Origin of the sequence: Qipengyuania sp. Mu-71 (genome assembly GCF_036867055.1) — a bacterium.
Taxonomy (GTDB): domain Bacteria; phylum Pseudomonadota; class Alphaproteobacteria; order Sphingomonadales; family Sphingomonadaceae; genus Qipengyuania; species Qipengyuania profunda.
In genome coordinates this window covers 1-13,121 of the sequence record NZ_JBAJHR010000004.1, presented here as the reverse complement: position 1 = coordinate 13,121, position 13,121 = coordinate 1, and the positions used below count along the sequence as shown (strand labels likewise).

The following is a 13,121-nucleotide window of genomic DNA, read 5'->3' as shown; positions in this document are numbered from 1 at the left end:
GCCGAAAGAAGCCTTTCGCGGCTCATGAGATGCTTCATCGTCCAGTCCCCCAAGACCTGCGCGTTCCTTTGCCAGCTAGGCCAACCATGGTTAGAACCGGCCTCATGCCAACTATTAGCCCTGATGGCACGCAATCGCCGTGCCGGAGTATTTGTAAGCTGTCGGCAGATGATGAGGTCTGCATGGGCTGTGGCCGGACGCTGGATGAGATCGCGCGTTGGTCCGGTATGGCGTGCGACGAGAAACGTTCCGTAAACCGGGCGGCAGCGCGGCGACTAGACGAGGGCTTCACCTGATGGCTTCCGTTCACCTCGTCCTCGGGGGCGCTCGTTCGGGCAAAAGCCGGCACGCTCTTGCGGCAGGCAGTCGATTGCAGGGACCGCACATATTCATCGCCACCGCTCAGGCTTATGATTCCGAAATGACAGAGCGAATTCAAAAGCATCGCGAAGAGCGTGACGAGCATTGGCGGACGGTCGAGTCACCAATCGAACTTGCGCATACGATCGCTTCGCTAAATGAGGGAACGATACTTATCGACTGCTGCACTTTGTGGCTGTCGAACGTGATGCTAGCGGAGCGGGACATCTCCAGCGAAACCGCTGCTCTGATCGACAGCATCACATGCGCAACAGCGGATATCGTGCTTGTCAGTAACGAGGTCGGGTCGGGGATCGTCCCCGAGACAAAGCTCGGCCGAGACTTCCGCGATGAGCAGGGAAGACTGAACCAGCGGCTCGCCGAAATCGCCGACACGGTCGAGCTTGTGGTCGCCGGGATACCGTTGCGGCTCAAGGGTTGAGGGCTTCCGCAAGTCGATCAAACTGCGCAGTATCGGCCGGAAGCCCTATGCGCAGGTGATGATCGTCCCCCGCAAATCGCCGAACGGCGATGCCATGGCGGGCCAGCTTTCGCCATAGAGCAGGTGCATCGGATGCCTGGACGAACCGGAAAAGATCGGTTCCGCCGCGATCATTCAGGCCCGCCGACGCGATCAATGTCCGCAGCTCGTGCATCCGCAGCGCCAAATGTTTGCGGGTTGCCGCCTGCCATTCAACATTTGCATAGGCTGATTTGCCGATAGCCAAGGCCGGTCCGGAAACATCCCAGCCGCCGAGCCTTTCCCCAATTTCGCGCAGAACATCGGGTGGAGCTAGCACCGCACCCAGCCGGAGCCCTGCCAGGCCGTAGAATTTGCCGAAGGATCGCAGCACTATCAGCGCCCGCCTCCCGGCAAACGGAGCGACGCTTTTCGATGGATCGAGATCGGCATAGGCCTCGTCCACGATCAGCCAGCCGCCGCGCTTCGCGAGTCGGGCCCGCGCGTGTTCGATCCGCTCGACAGGCCAGCAATGCCCATCGGGATTATTGGGATTCACGAGCACCACGACATCGGCCTTTTCGACCAGCTCCAGCGGATCCAGCCTTTTTACGACGCTTGCGCCGTCAGATCGCCAGCTTTGCGCGTGATCGGCATAGCTTGGAGCGCGAACCGCCACCGTTTTCGCCCGCAGGATCGACGGCAGTTGGCGGATGGCGACCTCGGTTCCCGCAACCGCGCGGCAGTAGGCAGGATCGCATCCGAACGCACCAGCCATGGCGCTCTCGCAGCTCGCGCGGGCTATCTCGCCCGGCAGCCGTGTCCATGCATCGGTCGGCATCTGGGGCAACGGATAGGCAGCCGGATTGATACCGGTGGACAGGTCGATCCATGGCAGGGGCGCATCGGGAAATGCCCGCGCCATCGCATCGATCCGCCCACCATGGCCGGAAACGAGATCGGGATCGCTCATAGCAAGTGAGCCCATCCAAGCGCAGCTAAAAGCAGAGCGGCGGCAACGACGACCCGCTGATAAAGAGCCAGCGCACGGCGAATATCGGCCGCGTCCGGGTCGCCTGCTTCGGCGTTGAGCCATGGCTCTTCGCTCGTCGCCGCGCCATAGGCTCGTGGGCCAGAAAGCCTGATGCCAAGGGCCCCTGCCATCGCCGACTCCGGCCATCCTGCATTGGGAGAACGGTGCTTGCGGGCGTCGCGAGACATCACCTTTATGGCCCGACCCGAACCAGCACAGAATGTGAATAGGGTCCCCGTCAAACGTGCGGGGATAAGGTTGGCGAGGTCATCCAGCCTGGCGGCGACCTTGCCAAAAGCTTCATATCGCGCATTGCGATGGCCGATCATCGAATCGAGCGTGTTGATCGCCTTGTAGGCAAACAGGCCCGGCAATCCCAAAAGCGCCCCCCAGAACAAGGGCGCGGTGACGCCATCGGAGGTGTTCTCTGCAAGGCTCTCGATAGCAGCTCGAGCGATGGCGGCCTCGTCAAGCTCAGCAGTCTCGCGACCAACGATGCGGCTGAGCGTGCACCGTGCCGCATCGATCCCCGCGCCCTCGAAGGCGCTGGCCACGTCCGCGACGTGATCGTGCAGCGAACGTGCGGCAATCAGGCTGGAGGCAAGAAGAGCCATCAGCACGAAACCTACCCACCCATCAGCCAGGACCAGCTGGATCGCCAGTCCAAGCAGGGCTGCAAGCGCCACCAGAAACAGTATTACGAGACCGCCCATCGCGACCCGCGCGGACCTGCTCCATGCTTCTCGATTGCCCAGACACTCCGCCCGCTCGACCAGCCAGCCGAACCAGCGCACCGGATGCCCGATCCGTCTGTCCAGCGCGTCCGGCCAGCCGAGCAGGGCTTCTACCGCCAGCCCTGCGAGCATGATCCAAGCGGCCATCACCGCGCCAGCGCCAACAGAGCATCCACGTCGAGGGCCGCCCCAAGCCCGTCGGCAAGCTCGTCCAGCGCACTTTCGACACTGTCTTCGTAGTCGAGCGTGCTGCTCCGACCGCTGCACAATCGCTCGAGCCAGCGAGAACGAAACGCATCGCTCGCGAACACGCCGTGGAGATAAGTGCCGATCAGGCGGCCACCTCCCGCGATCGCGCCATCGCAGCTGCCATCCTCGAGCTCGCAGAATGGTCTACTCAGCGCAGGGCCAAGCGAACGACCGGTGTGGATCTCGTATCCTGTCACGTGGTCGCCATGGGCGATCGTGGTTCCGCTCATGGGGCGAACCACTTTCTCGAGGGTCATCATCGTCGTCATATCGAATAGGCCAAGACCGTCCGCCGATCCTGCCAATCCATCTGCCGCGTCGGCGTCTTCGATCCGCTTGCCCAGCATCTGAAACCCGCCGCACAAGCCGACAATGTGCGCTCCCGTGCGCCAGGCGGCGACGATGTCATGGTGCCACCCTTGGTTCCGCAGCATCGCGAGGTCGGCCAAGGTAGACTTGGTGCCCGCGAGAATAATCGCATCCGCCTCTCGCGGAATTGGCTGGCCGGGGGGAATGAAACGGACTTCCACATCCGGCTCGGCGCGCAGCGGATCGAGATCGTCGAAGTTGCTGATCCGCGACAGCATCGGCACGGCAATAAGAATGGCACCGCTTTTCAGTCTGGCTTGGTGCAGCACGACAGCGTCTTCTGCGGGCAGCCGCGCGGCACATTGCAGCCATGGCACGATGCCGAAGCAGCGCCAGCCGCTACGGTCTTCGATGAAGCGCACGCCATCTGTAAAAAGGGTCTGATCACCCCGAAAGCGATTGATGACGAAGCCTGCGATCATCTCGGCATCATCTGCCTCGATGACGGTTCGGGTGCCCACAAGCGATGCGATGACCCCGCCACGATCGATATCGCCGACCAGCACTACGGGAACGTCGGCAGCGCGCGCGAAGCCCATATTGGCGATGTCGCCCTTGCGCAGGTTCACCTCGGCCGGGCTCCCCGCGCCCTCGATTATGACGAGGTCGTGCGCCGATTTCAGGCGGTCGAATGCCTCGATCACCGAGGGAAGCAGGCTTCCCCGATTGGCCATATAGGCCGCCGCTTCCTCGCTGCGCAGGGCTTTCCCATTAAGCACGACTTGCGCACGCCGATCGCCTTCAGGCTTGAGGAGCACGGGATTCATATCAGTCGATGGATCGAGGCCTGCTGCTCTTGCCTGCAAGGCCTGCGCCCGACCGATCTCGCCGCCACCGGGGCAGGCTGCGGCATTGTTCGACATATTCTGCGGCTTGAACGGAGCGACCCCGATCCCCCGGCGCGCTGCGATCCGGCATAGCCCGGCAACCAGCAGCGACTTGCCGACATCCGATCCGGTGCCCTGAAGCATGATCGCGCGCCCGGTCATGCTACGTTATGCAGGGCCGGAGATTTCGAGCCGGGTATGCGCGCCGTCGCTCAGAACCTGAGCGTCGATGCCAAAGACATCGCGCAATCGTGTGGCTGTGAAGGTCTCCTGCGGCGTGCCGTTTGCGACAATTCGGCCTTCGTGCATCCAGAGAACCTTGGAGGCGTAGCGCAGCGCGAGGTCGAGATCATGAATGACCGTCAGGACACTGCGTCCAGCGCGCGTCATGTCGGCGAACAGCTGCATGGTCTGATGCTGGTAGCGCGGATCGAGTGCGGCGACGGGTTCGTCCGCCACAACCAGTGGAGTTTCCGCTGCAAGCGCCCGGGCCAAATGCACGCGCGACAATTCGCCGCCCGAGAGCGTGTCCGCAGCGCGTTCCTCGAAGCCGTCCAACTGGCATACTCGGATCGCGCGCTCCACCGCCTCGCTGTCTTCCTGCGACAAGCGACCAAGGGCAGCGCCATATGCGAACCGCCCGAGCGAAACGACATCGCGAACCGGCTGAGGCCAAACGAGCGGACGCGCTTGCGGCAGATACGCAACGCGGCGAGCGCGCGCTACCGGCGAAAGCATTTCCACCGCCGTTCCATTGATCGAAGAGCGTCCCGCGTCCTTTTCCAACAGGCCTAGCGCAAGACGCAGGAGGGTCGTTTTGCCCGACCCGTTTGGCCCTATGAGCGCGGTCAGCTCGCCCGCGCCGAGAGCAAACGCGGCGTCGGCGATCAGAACCCTGCCGTCGACCGAATAGCCGAGGCCTTCTGCCTCCAGCAGCGTCATGCCAGCCTCCTGCGCGCGGCGATCCATATGAATACTGGGGCGCCCAGCAATGAGGCGACGACGCCGAGCTTCAGCTCGCTATCGGTCGGCAGCACGCGCACGCCGATATCGGCGAACACGAGGATCAGCCCGCCGAGCAGGGCGGAGGGCACCAGTAGCCGCGCGGGATCGTAGCGAAGGAAGGGCCGCACAAGATGCGGTGCGACGATTCCGACGAAGCCGATTGCTCCGGCCAGCGCGACTGCGGCGCCCGTTGCCAGCCCCGCGCCGACAATCACCGCCAGCCGTTGCCGCTGGAGATCCAGCCCCATTCCTTCGGCCGCCTCGTCGCCAAGGGCAAGCGCGGATAGGCCGCGACGGGAGGCCAGCAGAATCGCGACCCCGATCGCCATGAATGGCAGAGCAAATAGCAGGTCGTCGAAGCTGCGATTGTCCACCGTCCCCAACATCCAGTTGACCATGTCCGCGAGGCTGAAGGGGTTGGGAGCAAGGTTCATCAGCAAGGCCATGATTGCCGCCGAGAAACTCGAAAGACCGACGCCGATCAGAATTAACGTAACGACGGAACGCGTGCGGATGGCGGCGAGCGCCACCAGTAGCGTAGCGATCAGCGCGCCAGCTACTGCCGCCAGCGGCAGCACCAGCGGGCCTGCGGTTGCCAGACCGAAATAAAGCACGAAGGTCGCGAATAGTGCGGCGGTGGCCGACACGCCGAGGATACCCGGCTCGGCCAACGGATTTCGCAAGAGGCCCTGCAAGGCCGCGCCGCTCATGCCCAGCGCCGCTCCAACGAAACCTGCGGCGAGGGCGCGCGGCAGGCGGATTTGCCAGACGACCAGTTGATCGCCCTGGCTCGACTGGAATGCGAGAGCGCCCAGCACCCGGTCAAGCGGCAAGGGCACCGATCCCAATGCGACCGAGAGGACCAGTGCGCCCACAAGGCTTGCCAGCAATATCGCCACTACCCGGTTCATTGCGCGCCTTCCTTCCCTTCTGCGAGCGCCTCTACCGCATCGATCAGGAACCAGCCCCCGCATGAGGTCCAGGCCCCTTCCAGCGGCACGACTGGCAATTCGCGCAATTGTGCCCGCGCCACCGGATGACGCGCCGCGCTCCAGTTATCGACGTGGTTGGTCTTGCTTTCGAAAAAGGCTGCCGCGATCACGTCGGGCCGGTCATAGGCGAGCCGTTCCAGTGGCAGTGGGTTCCAACCCGGTCGATTCTGAAAATTTCGCAGGCCCGCCGCGACAAACAGTTCATGCACCAGAGTGCCTTCGCCCGCGGTTACGCCTGCCGGGGTCATGTAAAGAACTTCGCGTTGAGGACCGGACCTCTCTGCAAGTGCCTTCAATCGCCGATCCATATCGGCAACGAGCTTTTCGGCCTCATCCGGTTTGCCAAGTTCGGTGCCCACCCGCAGCACCTCATCCCGCACTTCGGCAATCGATTGGGGGAAGCCGATCTGCACGACCGGGACTCCCGGCTCCTTCATGAAATCGGCGATATCGTGCCCGCCACCGTAAGTTCGCACCACCAGATCGGGTTGCAGTGCCAGCACATCTGCCGTGCGCGGACGGACCGTGGGGATCCCTTCGGCCGCCGCCCGCATGTAGGAAAAGCGTTTTCCCGCATCGGGCGACAGCGCAAGGATATCCTCGCGGTCCGCGAACTTCAGGACATACTGGTCGGCGCAGTAGTCGAGGCTGACGATGCGTCGCGGCGCGTCCGCTCCCCGCTCCGCCACCTGCGCACAGGCCGAGAGGAGGCACGCCAGCGCCGCGAGGGTCGTCCGAACCATCGATTACATCCGGTAGCGCACGCCGCCGAACACCGCACGACCAGGTTGGCCGTAGCGGAAGATCGTTTCATACTGCTCGTCGAACAGGTTCTCGATCCGACCGAAAATTTCGATCTGCTCGGTAATGCCAAAGCTCGCCCGAATATCGGTCACCACATAGCCATCGAGGCGGGTGGTGTTGGTGGCATTGTCGAAGCTGTCGCCCGCCACGAACACGGTGGCACCGATGCCGATGCCGTTCTCCATGCGGTAGTCCGCGACCAGACTGATCGTATCCTCCGCACGTCGTGGCAGGCGATTGCCGTTCACATCGTTTCGGGCGTCGATGGTGGTGTAGTTAAGCGCGACGTCGAAGCCATCGGTCGGACGCAGCGCCAGACCGAATTCCCAGCCATCGGCACTTGCGAGTGCGATATTGTCGTATGTGCCGAACGGGCGTGGATTGGCCGGATCCTGACACGCCGGGATCGGATTGCCGGTGCAGCCGACAAACGCGATCAGATTAGTCGCGTCGCGTTCGAAATAAGTGACGCCTACCTCGGCCCGTCCACCGAGGAAATTGTGCGTTATACCGACGTCCCAGTTTTCCGATTCCTCGGGCTCGAGATCGGTATTTCCGAAGTCGCTGAACAATTGGAACAGCGCAGGCGCTTTGAAACCTTCGCCATAACTGCCGCGCAGCACGGTATCGCCGCCGTTGGGCGAATAGGCACCGCTGGCAGCGAAGGTTGTATTATCACCGTAGGTTTCGTGATCGTCGTAGCGAACGCCACCAGTCAGCGAGAGCCCGTCCAACGGCGTCAAATTGAGCTGGCCGTAGACCGAGTTGATCCACACATCATCGCCAATCGCGGGCGCACCGAAACTCGAGCTGAGATACTCCGATTCCTCGCGCTCTGCGCCGAAAACGAGCTCGGCTATGTCGGCTGCGTCGAATACGCCCTGATATTCGTAGCGAAGGTTCTCACCGAAAGCGTCGAAGGTTTCGGAGTTGGTATCGAAGCTGAAATTCCGTCGGTCGATCCTGGTGTATGCAATCCCCAGCCGGTTGCGGAAACGTCCATCCAGGAAGTTGGCATTGATCCCACCATAGCCGACCAAATCGTCGCGGTAGGAAACCTCGTTGGTATCGCCCAAGCCCGTCGCCGTGAAGCCATCGATTTCGGTCTCGCTGTCGGCATAGAAACCGCGCAGATCGATCGAGAAATTCTCGCCCAGCGCGATATCAAACTTGGCGTTTGCGCCAAGGCTTTCGAACCCGTCCGGCTCGGTTCCACCGCGCGCCTCGCTGAATGCGGAGATGCCATCAGTGCGATAGTAATTGCCGCCAACACTCACCCCGACAGGGCCGAACTTGCCAGAAACGTTGCCGACGAGTTCCGCAGTGTCGCGCTCACCATATTCGGCACGCGCGAACACGCCGAGGTCCTCGGTCGGCTCGCGGGTAATCAGGTTCACCACTCCGCCGATCGCTTGGCTGCCGTAGAGCACGCTTTGCGACCCACGCACCACTTCGACCCGCGCGATGTTGCCGGTGAGGGCAGGGCCGAAGTTGAAGCCGCCACCGGTCGAGGACGGGTCGTTGAGCTTTACCCCGTCGATCAGGACGACGGTCTGGTCGCTTTCTGCGCCGCGGATTGAAACGCTCGTGCTGGTGCCGATCCCGCCATTGCGGTTGAATGTAACGCCGGGAACCGTGCGCAGAATATCGAGAACCTCGCTCGGCTGACGGTTCACGATCTCCTCTTCCTCGATCACGGTGACCGATTCACCGACCTGGCTGATCGCACGTTCGGTGCGGTTGGCAGTGACAACGATCGTTTGGGAGTTCACTTCCTCGTCTTCGGGAAGATCGACCGACTGAGCGAACGCGCCGGTCGAACACAGAGCCACGGCCGATGCCGCGACGGACACATAGAATGCGGTTTTCATTGAAATATCCAAAGCCAGCCCACGCGGAGGCTCCGGTGCCCGCATGGTAAACTCGACAGATGGCCCGCCGCCGCTCGAAATGAGCCGCGACACCGGAAACCGGCCTGGCTGTCGTTACTTCGGAAAAAGAATTTTCCTGTCCCACTGGGCTGGACCCGGCCCCGGACGAACGACGCGACGGCAGGTCTCCTGGCTTGCCGATCAACGTCTTCGAACCGTCTTCCCGGCGCCACCCACTGCAGGGCTTAGCCAGTGACATGCTGGTTCGGGACTCCTGGCTCACAGTTGCGGGCACAGCGCCGGTATCTCACCGGCTTCCCTCTTAGCTCCAGGCGATTTATCACCTGCAGCACCGTCTGATCGCGCCAATGCGCGGCATAAACGCCGCTGTCAATCCTTGCAGACTAGAAGTCGATCCCCTGCTGGGCACGAATGCCAGCGCGATAGGCATGCTTGGTCTCGGTCATCTCGGTGACGGTGTCGGCATAGTCGATCAATTCGGGCTTCGCATCGCGCCCGGTCAATATCACTCGCGTATCGCCCCGGCGTTCAAGGGCATCGATGACGGCTTGGGGCGTGAGGTAGTCGTAGCGCAGCGCAATAATGATCTCGTCGAGCACAACCAGCGCGTAGTCACCATTCGCAATCAGTTCGCCCGCCTTTGCGAGCGCCTTCTCGGCAGCCTCGATATCGCGATCCTTGTCCTGTGTATCCCAAGTGAAACCATCGCCCATAACGTGCCAGTCAACCAAATCCGGGAAGCGCGCGAAAAACTGCTTTTCGCCCGTCTTCCATTTCCCTTTGATGAACTGCACTACGGCGACCTTCTGGCCCCACCCAAGCGCACGAGCGATGACGCCGAAGGCAGAGCTCGACTTGCCCTTGCCGTCGCCGGTGTGGACCAGCACCAGGCCGCGCTCCGGATCTTTTAGCTCGCGCCGCCGCTTGGACTGGGCAACCTGCAGTTCCTTCATCCTCGCTGCATGCGTTTCTCTGTCGGTATCGCTCATAGTGCCTCTTTCGGTTCGACGGTCAGGAACTGGCCGAAGCCAAGTTGGATTTCAAACGGGTTTGCACGGCCCAGAACAGCGCTGGCACATCGAACGACGCCGAGATGCGTGACGGCGAGGATATCGGCATCGCAACTCGCCGCATCGCGTAGATAGGCCCGCACCCGCTCGGTCATCTGCGCCACATTCTCACCGCCATGTGGTCGCGCCCCTTCGACATCTTCTGCCCACGCATCGATTTCACCACGCGGAATGGCGTCCCAAGCCTGCATTTCCCAGTTCCCGAAATCGATCTCCATCAGTCTCGGGTCGGCGTGGATGGGAAGGTCGAAATGCGCGGACAGCTGCTCAGCCAGCGCATTGCATCGGGTCAGCGGACTGCTGTCGATCCGTGCGAAGCGGTCGGGCAATGCGGTCACGAGTGAGCGGAGGCTTCCCTCGCCAAGGGCTCGAGCGGGAACATCCGACCGGCCGTAGCATATTCCCGCAGCGATCTCGGGCTGGCCGTGGCGCAGCAGGATCAGAGCCATGCGATCAAGCCTAGGTAGAAGCCGACTTCGCTGATCTGCTGCACAGCGCCAAGGCAATCGCCCGTATAGCCACCCAGCTTGCGCTCGAAGACCAGCCGCGTCAAACCATGGCCGACACACAGACTAACCAGGCCGCACAGCACGGCGCTGGGCCCAAGAACGGTCGCGCCGATTGCGACCGCGGCAATCCCGGTGAGTGTCGCCAGCACCAGCGGAGCTGCTCCGATCCCCTTGGCAACCGGTTTCGCGATCCCGTCGGCGCGTGCATAGCGACTGGTCGCAATCACGATCACTGCCGACAGGCGCGAGGCTCCGTGCGCCACGGGCAGAGCGGCAAGGGCGAGCATGAAGGGCAATTGGGATAGCGCAGCGATTTTGAGCAGCAGGATGAGGAACAGCGCCGCCGCTCCGAACGTTCCGAGCCGGCTGTCGCGCATGATCTCCATCATCCGCTCGGCTGTCGGCGCGCCAAGCCCATCGAACAGGTCGGCCAGCCCATCTTCATGGAAGGCTCCTGTCGCCAGCAGCGTGGCTGCGGTCCCGAAGATTGCAGCGACGAAAGCGCCGCCGATTGTCCAGCCAAGTGCGAAGCCAGCCGCTCCGATGGCGCCGATTGCAAGTCCGACAAGCGGATAAAAGCCGGGTGCGGCCTCGAAATCGCGCTCGTCCAGCTTGGCTGTGGGCAATGGAATCCGCGTGAGAAACACCCACGCGGCAAGCAATGCGAAGAAGGGGCGTTTCATGAAGCCGGAGTAGCGCCGGAAACCCCGGCTTGCGAAAAACTCGCCATTCCGAACAGCGATAGCGCAGCGCGGATCATCGGCACGGCAAGCAATGCACCGGTGCCCTCGCCCAATCGCATGTCCAGATCGAACAAGGGCTCGGCTTCCAACCAATCGAGCAACGCCCGATGTCCGTGCTCGGCCGAGCGATGCGCGTAGACGAAAGCCTTTTCGCAGTCCGGCTCGATCGCCCTTGCAAGCGCGGCGGCAGCGGTGGCGATAAACCCGTCGACGACCACCAGCTTGTCCGATGTCCCGGCACCGATCATCGCGCCCGCCATGGTGCCGATCTCGAAACCGCCGACCTCGGCGAGCGCCTCGATTGGCGCGAGCTCTCCGGTGCGCGCCGCCGCGCGTTCGAGTATCTCTCTCTTATTGGAGAGACCGGTATCGTCGAGACCCGTGCCGCGTCCGACCAACTCGGCGACCGAAATGAAACTCAGCTTGTGCGCCAGCAGGGCCGCTGCGGAAGTGTTGGCAATACCCATCTCGCCAAAACAAACTATCTTGCTCCCGATGCCGCTCGCAAAATGTCGTCCTTGCGTGATTGCCTTGCTCGCCACCTCTGGACTCATCGCAGGCCCCGTAGAGCTGTCGGACGTGCTTCGTCCGAGTGCCATGTCGATCAGTCCATCACGTTGCGCTGGCAAATGCATGATCCCACAATCGACGACAGTGACCGGTATGCCGAACTGCGCTGCGATGGCATTCGCCGCAGCCCCGCCTGCAAGAAAGTTGGCAACCATTTGGCCTGTAACTTCCTGCGGGAATGCCGAAACACCCTGTGCCGCGATGCCATGATCGGCAGCAAAGATGGTCAGCGATGCCGAGGCATTCTCGGGATTAATGTCGCCTATGATCGCCGCAGACTGAACGGCGAGGCTTTCAAGCCGCCCCATTGATCCGGTTGGCTTAGTCTTATCGTCAATCAGACGCTGAAGGTCGGCTCGGGTCATATTCTGCGCGTCTAGCGAATGCAGAATGACTTTGGAACGGCGTGAACTGGGCATACGCACCGAGCGCTTAACGATCATCCAATGGCGGGGGCAGGGCCATCCTACGAGCGCCAAGCTTCTCGCCATTGTGACGTGCCGAGCGAACCGCAGCTTTCAAGTCGAGACGCCTACGATGTGAATGACTGAATTGGGGCGCGAAGCGGACATTGCTCCTGTGCACTAGAAGCGCCGCGAAAGTTCCACGACCACGCTGGCTGCCAATGCATCTTCGGCTTTCTCGCGTCGCTCCCGAACCGTCGATACCAGCTGACGCTTCGAGTGGCTTGGCATCTTGACGATTGCAGCGAGCACGATGGCTTTCATGAGATCGTGATGCATGGTCATTGCACAGCTTCTGCAGTCGGCTCATCTGAATTCTTCCGCCGTCTCTCAACCAGCGATCGGAGACTGGCAGTCAGCACCAGCGTCGAACTGCCCAGCTTGATGATCTCGATCTCACGTTTACCGATGAGCACATAGAGCGTGCTGCGCCCGATCCCGAGATAGCGGCAGGCCTCGGGGACACGCATCACGATCGGTTCTATTGTCTGGCGCTGTCGTTGCTCGCGAAGATGCTCTGTCGTGCCTGCGGATGGCATGCCGGTCGGTCCTTTCATTCATTTGGGTGATGACGGACCGACCTGGGGGATCATGGAGGGGAGCAGACCGGCCCGCCATCGACACCGAGTATCGCTCGATCATGGGTTGCCACGCCACATGACGTTTCTACGCTGGGGCCGCCTTTGATGCGCTGCCGTCCAAGGACATGATCAATGAAAATCCTATCGCATGCGCCGATATCTGTTTGGACGGACATGGGTACGCATGCTGACGCATATCAGGCTCGAAAGACATCTGAGTACGCAATGCGCCGTCGCTGACTGAGTTGAAAACACACGTCTTTGTTAGGAGAGCGCCGGTCGGCTTACTTAAGTGCCGTCGCATATTGCTCAGCAAAACCAACCACCTGCACCCCGACCGACGGCGGTGCTTTTATCTCGCCCTAGATTCTTCCTTTCAAATCAGACGCTTGCGGACAAATACCCCGAGCTTCTCACGCCTGCAAGCGGATTGCATCGCGACTGCATCCGGCGCGGCCA

The 13,121-nt window shown here is 61.9% G+C and carries 15 protein-coding genes and 1 riboswitch; of the genes, 2 read left to right on the top strand and 13 right to left on the bottom strand.

The window, feature by feature from the left end; genetic code table 11:
• The first annotated feature begins 29 nt into the window (after positions 1-29).
• A complete protein-coding gene (locus tag V6B15_RS15035) occupies positions 30-296 on the top strand; it encodes a DUF1289 domain-containing protein (protein WP_442969036.1) in 267 nt (88 codons plus the stop codon).
• Positions 296-802, top strand: coding sequence for a bifunctional adenosylcobinamide kinase/adenosylcobinamide-phosphate guanylyltransferase (gene cobU, locus V6B15_RS14995; protein ID WP_103025264.1), 507 nt, complete (start codon positions 296-298; stop codon positions 800-802). The genes V6B15_RS15035 and cobU overlap by 1 nt, the downstream gene beginning before the upstream one ends.
• Here the strand turns inward: cobU and cobD are convergent.
• The 13 genes from cobD to V6B15_RS14930 all read right to left on the bottom strand — a co-directional run bounded on the left by cobD (position 792) and on the right by V6B15_RS14930 (position 12,638).
• Complete coding sequence (cobD, locus tag V6B15_RS14990; protein ID WP_334201727.1) at positions 792-1,793, bottom strand: threonine-phosphate decarboxylase CobD; 1,002 nt, start codon at positions 1,791-1,793, stop codon at positions 792-794. The genes cobU and cobD overlap by 11 nt on opposite strands.
• Positions 1,790-2,734, bottom strand: coding sequence for an adenosylcobinamide-phosphate synthase CbiB (cbiB, locus tag V6B15_RS14985; protein ID WP_224800621.1), 945 nt, complete (start codon positions 2,732-2,734; stop codon positions 1,790-1,792). Before cbiB ends, cobD begins: the two co-directional genes overlap by 4 nt.
• Entirely contained in the window at positions 2,734-4,194 is a 1,461-nt protein-coding gene (locus tag V6B15_RS14980) for a cobyric acid synthase (protein ID WP_103025261.1), read from the bottom strand. Before V6B15_RS14980 ends, cbiB begins: the two co-directional genes overlap by 1 nt.
• 6 nt (positions 4,195-4,200) lie before the next feature.
• Positions 4,201-4,974: an ABC transporter ATP-binding protein gene (locus V6B15_RS14975; protein ID WP_103025268.1), complete on the bottom strand. Its 774-nt coding sequence runs from the start codon at positions 4,972-4,974 to the stop codon at positions 4,201-4,203.
• Positions 4,971-5,948 (bottom strand): FecCD family ABC transporter permease, encoded by a 978-nt coding sequence (locus V6B15_RS14970; RefSeq protein ID WP_103025260.1) that lies wholly within the window; start codon positions 5,946-5,948, stop codon positions 4,971-4,973. The genes V6B15_RS14975 and V6B15_RS14970 overlap by 4 nt, the downstream gene beginning before the upstream one ends.
• The gene (locus V6B15_RS14965; protein WP_334201726.1) at positions 5,945-6,718 is read right to left on the bottom strand and encodes an ABC transporter substrate-binding protein; all 774 of its coding nucleotides are present in this window, start codon (positions 6,716-6,718) and stop codon (positions 5,945-5,947) included. The genes V6B15_RS14970 and V6B15_RS14965 overlap by 4 nt, the downstream gene beginning before the upstream one ends.
• A 57-nt stretch (positions 6,719-6,775) precedes the next feature.
• Entirely contained in the window at positions 6,776-8,704 is a 1,929-nt protein-coding gene (locus tag V6B15_RS14960; protein ID WP_196847015.1) for a TonB-dependent receptor plug domain-containing protein, read from the bottom strand.
• Positions 8,705-8,866: 162 nt separating this feature from the next.
• A riboswitch (cobalamin riboswitch) is annotated at positions 8,867-9,076 on the bottom strand.
• Between the two features lie 32 nt (positions 9,077-9,108).
• Complete coding sequence (gene cobO, locus V6B15_RS14955) at positions 9,109-9,714, bottom strand: cob(I)yrinic acid a,c-diamide adenosyltransferase (RefSeq protein WP_103025257.1); 606 nt, start codon at positions 9,712-9,714, stop codon at positions 9,109-9,111.
• Positions 9,711-10,244: an alpha-ribazole phosphatase family protein gene (gene cobC / locus V6B15_RS14950; protein ID WP_103025256.1), complete on the bottom strand. Its 534-nt coding sequence runs from the start codon at positions 10,242-10,244 to the stop codon at positions 9,711-9,713. Before cobC ends, cobO begins: the two co-directional genes overlap by 4 nt.
• Positions 10,235-10,987, bottom strand: coding sequence for an adenosylcobinamide-GDP ribazoletransferase (gene cobS, locus V6B15_RS14945; RefSeq protein WP_103025255.1), 753 nt, complete (start codon positions 10,985-10,987; stop codon positions 10,235-10,237). The genes cobC and cobS overlap by 10 nt, the downstream gene beginning before the upstream one ends.
• Positions 10,984-12,060, bottom strand: a complete 1,077-nt coding sequence (cobT, locus tag V6B15_RS14940) for a nicotinate-nucleotide--dimethylbenzimidazole phosphoribosyltransferase (RefSeq protein WP_334201725.1) — start codon at positions 12,058-12,060, stop codon at positions 10,984-10,986. Before cobT ends, cobS begins: the two co-directional genes overlap by 4 nt.
• A 141-nt stretch (positions 12,061-12,201) precedes the next feature.
• On the bottom strand, positions 12,202-12,360 hold the full coding sequence (locus tag V6B15_RS14935; protein WP_224800622.1) for a hypothetical protein: 159 nt from the start codon (positions 12,358-12,360) through the stop codon (positions 12,202-12,204).
• A 2-nt stretch (positions 12,361-12,362) separates the two neighbouring features.
• Positions 12,363-12,638 (bottom strand): helix-turn-helix domain-containing protein, encoded by a 276-nt coding sequence (locus tag V6B15_RS14930; RefSeq protein WP_224800623.1) that lies wholly within the window; start codon positions 12,636-12,638, stop codon positions 12,363-12,365.
• Positions 12,639-13,121: the final 483 nt, after the last annotated feature.

What these genes read in the sequence shown, in the direction of transcription:
- V6B15_RS15035 (WP_442969036.1), top strand. Translation starts at nt 30, where the DNA reads ATGCTTCATCGTCCAGTCCCCCAAGACCTGCGCGTTCCTTTGCCAGCT.
- cobU (WP_103025264.1), top strand. Translation starts at nt 296, where the DNA reads ATGGCTTCCGTTCACCTCGTCCTCGGGGGCGCTCGTTCGGGCAAAAGC.
- cobD (WP_334201727.1), bottom strand. Translation starts at nt 1,793, where the DNA reads ATGAGCGATCCCGATCTCGTTTCCGGCCATGGTGGGCGGATCGATGCG.
- cbiB (WP_224800621.1), bottom strand. Translation starts at nt 2,734, where the DNA reads ATGGCCGCTTGGATCATGCTCGCAGGGCTGGCGGTAGAAGCCCTGCTC.
- V6B15_RS14980 (WP_103025261.1), bottom strand. Translation starts at nt 4,194, where the DNA reads ATGACCGGGCGCGCGATCATGCTTCAGGGCACCGGATCGGATGTCGGC.
- V6B15_RS14975 (WP_103025268.1), bottom strand. Translation starts at nt 4,974, where the DNA reads ATGACGCTGCTGGAGGCAGAAGGCCTCGGCTATTCGGTCGACGGCAGG.
- V6B15_RS14970 (WP_103025260.1), bottom strand. Translation starts at nt 5,948, where the DNA reads ATGAACCGGGTAGTGGCGATATTGCTGGCAAGCCTTGTGGGCGCACTG.
- V6B15_RS14960 (WP_196847015.1), bottom strand. Translation starts at nt 8,704, where the DNA reads ATGAAAACCGCATTCTATGTGTCCGTCGCGGCATCGGCCGTGGCTCTG.
- cobO (WP_103025257.1), bottom strand. Translation starts at nt 9,714, where the DNA reads ATGAGCGATACCGACAGAGAAACGCATGCAGCGAGGATGAAGGAACTG.
- cobC (WP_103025256.1), bottom strand. Translation starts at nt 10,244, where the DNA reads ATGGCTCTGATCCTGCTGCGCCACGGCCAGCCCGAGATCGCTGCGGGA.
- cobS (WP_103025255.1), bottom strand. Translation starts at nt 10,987, where the DNA reads ATGAAACGCCCCTTCTTCGCATTGCTTGCCGCGTGGGTGTTTCTCACG.
- cobT (WP_334201725.1), bottom strand. Translation starts at nt 12,060, where the DNA reads ATGATCGTTAAGCGCTCGGTGCGTATGCCCAGTTCACGCCGTTCCAAA.
- V6B15_RS14935 (WP_224800622.1), bottom strand. Translation starts at nt 12,360, where the DNA reads ATGCATCACGATCTCATGAAAGCCATCGTGCTCGCTGCAATCGTCAAG.
- V6B15_RS14930 (WP_224800623.1), bottom strand. Translation starts at nt 12,638, where the DNA reads ATGAAAGGACCGACCGGCATGCCATCCGCAGGCACGACAGAGCATCTT.